Here is a 3451-nt window from a genome sequence, read left to right on the forward strand (position 1 = left end):
CTTTTGTGGTTTCTTTTGTGGTGGATTGGGAGGGTTTGAGTTTGCGCTTGAGGGTTGAAGCTGCGCCGAGAGTACCGAGGGCAACCAGTCCAAGAAGGGAATTGGGTTCGGGAACCGCTTTCATCGTCAGTGGCCCAGCTTTGACTAGACTACCTTCCATGGGTGTTAACTCAAGGAAGATGGGTTTGACGCTTGAAGACCCAGCCGAGCCAAAATAGTATTTATCGGGGGGTGTGGGAGCAGGGAAAATGAATTGGCCTGGTGCTGGCACGAAGGGCAGCACCTGCTCTCCAGGGGTGATCCCCGGCTCCACCCCACCTACACCACCAAAGGCAAAGAGAAAGGTGGGCAAGTCATCGGCCGGGGTGTTCTTCCACCTCCACCAAAAGTCGAGTGCAAATTCGTCAAGTAATGGCAAACCTATTGATAGATCAACTGGCTCCTCTGGAGCAACCGGCTCCTCTGATAGATCAACCGGCTCCTCTGATAGATCAACCGGCTCCTCTGATAGATCAACCGGCTCCTCGGGAGCAACCGGCTCCTCTGGTGGGATATAGCTTGAATTCGTGGACTGACCGAACGACCATACATCCGGCTTAAGCTTCTCTATCGCGGCTTGGGCATCGGCGAGATTGGCAGCCGCTCCATAGAAGATATTGAAGGTGCGGGACTCACCCGGGGCCAGATCACCAAAGGCAAAATCAAAGACGGAACCTTGGTCTGCCGGTCCTTTTTGGAAGAAATCAACATTGATGAAATTTCCACCCGCGTAAGTGCGCGGATCGGAGGAGGCAAAGCCGTTGTTGCTGGCAAAGCGCACCTTGCCACCGGCGGATTCAAGATTGCTTTCCACCCCAAAGTGGCTCACATACTCATTAAACTCAGTGGCTGGCACATCCCAATCCATCACGCGGCGATAAACCACATCAGTAACTGTTTCCGTGCCGCTGTTTGTGATGGTGACGTTGCCTTGAAACACATTGGGGACTAAGGAAACACCGTAGAAGTGCCCAATGTCAACGGGATAGTCGGCCAATTGAATGAAAGAGGAGGCTGTTGTGGTCGTGGAACCAAAAGTCCCGCCCTTCAGCCCGCCGCTGCCTGAAGATTGATTCACCCAACCAGCCACGCGGCTGCCAAACGGATCAGTGACAGCCACGCCCCATCCTTCACAGAGACAACCTGGGGAGGTGGCATCCCGCCAGGTTCCATCGGGGAAGCGATAGGATAAGCCTGTCGCCCCTGCATTGACAGGACTGAAGCCTAATGGATCTGAAAAATTCAGATGGCCGGCATCATTCACGCCAAGAGCGACGGAGGCCAGAGATGGATCGGCATTGTTAAAGATTACCGCCCCTACCTCTGCCTGAGCCACTTGCGGTGACAAGGCATTAAGAGCAGTCGCCAGTCCAAGTGCCGCGCCTGCAAGCAACGAATTAGACAAGTTCTTAATATTCATGAGAAACTAAAGGATTTTTGCAAGTGGGAACGCTACCCTCGCAGCTTGGGCAGCCAGCTTATGCAGGGAAGATATTGAAATTTTGCCCCCCCTCCCAACTATATCCTAACAATAGATATAATTTTTAATAAATCTTTACATTCCTCTCTCCGACCAGCGACTCACCAAGACTTTATGCTCTTGTTGCCAGAAGACTCTATCGGTCTATACCGTTTTTAAATGTACGAATCAAGGGTCAGCAGGCAGGCACGGATTCCCATTATACAAAAAGTATAGGGCAAGTCTCCGATTTTGTCAAGAGTTTTGGCAAAAAAAAATCGCCTCTGGGAGGCGGGGGTGAAAGGTATCACCCTGGAGAAATATTAAACGCCAAAAGACTTACCACAGCCGCAGGTTTGACTGGCGTTGGGATTAGTGAATTGGAAACCACCGCCGATCATCGCGTTGCTGTAATCTAACATGAGACCGTAGAGATAGAGCAGACTTTTTTTATCAGAGACAATTTTAAAGCCATCGTAATCGAAAACCTCATCTTGGGGGCCAATATTGCTAGGATGCTCAAAATCCATCATATAGGACATTCCCGAACAACCACCTTGACGCACACCCACGCGCAGACATAAATCCTGGCCCTGTTGCTCTTTGAGCGTGGTAAGGTGTTTGAGGGCAGCCTCACTGAGTAAAATTCCTTTTCCTTGAATCTGAGTAGCTTGTGTCATCTTTAGCAGGAACTCCTAAACGCAGTTGAAGGGGACATATAAAACTTTACCTTCTCCTATCCATCTTAACGATAGTTGAGGGCTGATGACCGAATTACTTCTTACTTTTCCCGGTCTCGCAGGGGTTATAGAGCAAAAAGAAGCAAAAAACTGGGATTATTAATTAAATATGGTTGCCAGAGACGACTAGGTTCTTGAAACAAATCATAGAGCCATTCTCAGCCGATTTTCATCACCCAACCCTGGGAGGATGATAATCAAATCAGGAAAACGCTGCCTTGGAGATGCCGAAAAAGCAGCCAGAAAAGAGCAAAAGAAATTCACTTTTCTAAGCGGAGATTAGCGCCGCTGCTATCGGTGCGATAAACCCAAGTTTTTTGCTTATCAGTCAGAACAATTCGCCATCCTTGCACCAATGCTTGAGTACAGAATTCTCCCGGTTTAGCTAATCCTAAACAACCATCGGGCCAGGTTTGTGGTTGTGTTGCTTGAATTTGCAAGCGATTAACGGATATATTGGTTTTCCGACTCAAATCTTGACGGGTAGCGGCGATAACCGAATTAGGTGGCTCAGGAGATGCTAAACTGGGTGGCGCTAAGAGGAGAGAAAGCAGACTCCCTAGGATTAAAATAGCAGTTGAGTCCTGAACGATTCTCGTTTTACCGATTTGTCCTGGCTGGCTTTGGCTAAAATTTTTTCTAGATATCATCTTTAGTGCTGCCTCTTTCCGGGGGGGTGATAGTCCGAGGGAATCCTCCTGTTTATAACCAGTGTAACCGATACTATGTTCCTGCTCTGGTTTTCGAGCAGCGGCAGCAGTCAATGTCGGTTTTCGTTGTCATCTTCTGAAGACTTCCGTCTCTTTAAGTGGCGATGGCGATTAGAATAGATGAGGATGAACTATCTTAGATGGATGGACTTATGTTATCTTTTTTCCTCCGTTGGTTGATTACCGCCGTCTCTTTATTGATTACAGCGCGAATAGTACCCGGTATAGAAATTAAAGATTTTACCGTGGCTTTGATAGCTGCTGTCGCTTTGGGTTTAATTAATGCTATTATTAGACCCCTGTTGATTCTTTTTACCCTGCCTTTAACTATTTTAACCCTAGGGTTATTTATTTTTGTGGTCAATGCCATTTCCTTTTCTTTAGCCTCCTATTTTATCAGTGGCTTTGAGGTAAAATCATTTTTTGCCGCTCTATTCGGTTCGATTGTGGTTTCGATCATTTCAGGAGTTCTCAATGGTTTTTTTGTTGAATAAAGTGACCAA

Annotated in this window: 3 protein-coding genes and 1 pseudogene; 1 reads left to right on the forward strand and 3 read right to left on the reverse strand. The window is 47.6% G+C overall.

Features of this window, described 5'->3' with window-relative positions:
- From IQ242_RS19950 to IQ242_RS19960, 3 genes and pseudogenes are all read right to left on the reverse strand, one after another.
- Window positions 1–115, reverse strand: a pseudogene (locus IQ242_RS19950) (PEP-CTERM sorting domain-containing protein); the annotation flags it as partial.
- A 1706-nt stretch (window positions 116–1821) separates the two neighbouring features.
- Window positions 1822–2178 carry an iron-sulfur cluster assembly accessory protein gene (locus IQ242_RS19955; RefSeq protein WP_193961160.1) on the reverse strand — a complete coding sequence of 119 codons (357 nt, stop codon included), beginning with the start codon at window positions 2176–2178 and terminating at the stop codon, window positions 1822–1824.
- 320 nt (window positions 2179–2498) lie between these two features.
- Window positions 2499–2888: a hypothetical protein gene (locus tag IQ242_RS19960; protein WP_193961161.1), complete on the reverse strand. Its 390-nt coding sequence runs from the start codon at window positions 2886–2888 to the stop codon at window positions 2499–2501.
- 212 nt (window positions 2889–3100) lie between these two features.
- On the opposite strand from IQ242_RS19960, the gene IQ242_RS19965 reads away from it, so the two are divergent.
- Entirely contained in the window at window positions 3101–3442 is a 342-nt protein-coding gene (locus tag IQ242_RS19965; RefSeq protein ID WP_002767360.1) for a phage holin family protein, read from the forward strand.
- The last annotated feature ends 9 nt before the right edge of the window (window positions 3443–3451 follow it).

The sequence above is a fragment of the Microcystis sp. LEGE 08355 genome (assembly GCF_015207185.1).
GTDB lineage: Bacteria > Cyanobacteriota > Cyanobacteriia > Cyanobacteriales > Microcystaceae > Microcystis > Microcystis panniformis.